Raw genomic sequence first — 1,229 nt, forward strand, 5'->3', positions numbered from 1 at the left:
TGAATCGCCACGGATAATCTAGACACTTCTGAGCCGTTGATAATATAGGTTTTCATATTCAGCCGGTGGCATCTGCTCGCTCGAACCATGCCGACGCTTACTGTTATAAAACATTTCGATATAATCAAAAATATCGCTTCTGGCTTCGTCTCTCGTTCCGTAGATCCTTTTCTTAATCCGTTCGCGTTTCAGTAGCTGGAAAAAGCTTTCCGCAACCGCGTTGTCGTGGCAGTTACCGCGACGACTCATGCTGCCTTCCAGACCGTGTGATTTCAGGAACGACTGCCACTCATGGCTCGTGTACTGACTACCCTGATCAGAGTGAACCAGTACCTGCTTTTGAGGATTACGCCTCCACACCGCCATAAGTAATGCGTTCAGGACAATCTCTTTTGTCATGCGGGGTTGCATTGACCAGCCGATAACTTTTCGGGAGAACAGGTCAACCACCACGGCCAGATACAGCCAGCCTTCGTGGGTTCGGATGTAGGTTATGTCCGTCACCCAACGCTCATCCGGTGAGTCCGGATTGAACTGCCGCTGGAGCCTGTTGGGTGTCACGATACTGGCTTCGCCTTTACGTGCTCGTGGGCTACGGTACCCAACCTGAGCTTTTATTCCGGCACGCTTCATCAGCCGCCAGACCCGGTTCACTCCGCACTGCTGTCCGGTATCACGCAGATCGAGATGGATCTTGCGATAACCATAGACGCAGCCAGACTCAAGCCAGAACTGTTTGATTTGCCCGGTCAGCATCTGATCTGTCTGGTGACGCTGCGAATGTGGCTGCTGAAGCCAGAAATAAAATCCACTCGGATGGACATCCAGAACCCGACAGAGCAAACGAACAGGCCAGCAACGGCTGTTGTCGCGGATAAAGGCGTACCTCAGTCGGACAGCTTTGCGAAGTACGCCGCGGCTTTTTTTAATATGTCCCGTTCGTCCGTAACCCGCTTCAACTCTTTCTGAAGACGGCGGATCTCGGCCTGAGCATCTGACTGTTCATTATGAGTGGAAGAATCCGGGCCGTACTTCTTTATCCAGGCGTAAAGACTGTGAGTGGTGATATCGAGACGTGTTGCAACACTGGAAACAGAATGACCACGATCAACAACCTGTTTGACTGCTTCAATTTTAAACTCTTCAGGATAACGCTTACCGCTCATGGGCACCTCTCTTTAAGTCATCTTAAATGACTCTGAGGTGTCTGTTAAACCCGTGGCGATTCA

The 1,229-nt window shown here is 50.8% G+C and carries 1 protein-coding gene; it reads right to left on the bottom strand.

Translation table 11 applies throughout. The features are described 5' to 3' along the window. Positions 1–18 precede the first annotated feature (18 nt). A protein-coding gene (locus tag ACOTXC_RS22670) for an IS3 family transposase (protein WP_095429518.1) occupies positions 19–1,166 on the bottom strand; the annotation gives its coding sequence in 2 pieces (ribosomal slippage) (positions 19–929 and positions 929–1,166; 1,149 coding nt in all). Positions 1,167–1,229: the final 63 nt, after the last annotated feature.

Origin of the sequence: Enterobacter cloacae complex sp. IR5428 (genome assembly GCF_049238585.1) — a bacterium.
GTDB lineage: Bacteria > Pseudomonadota > Gammaproteobacteria > Enterobacterales > Enterobacteriaceae > Enterobacter > Enterobacter intestinihominis.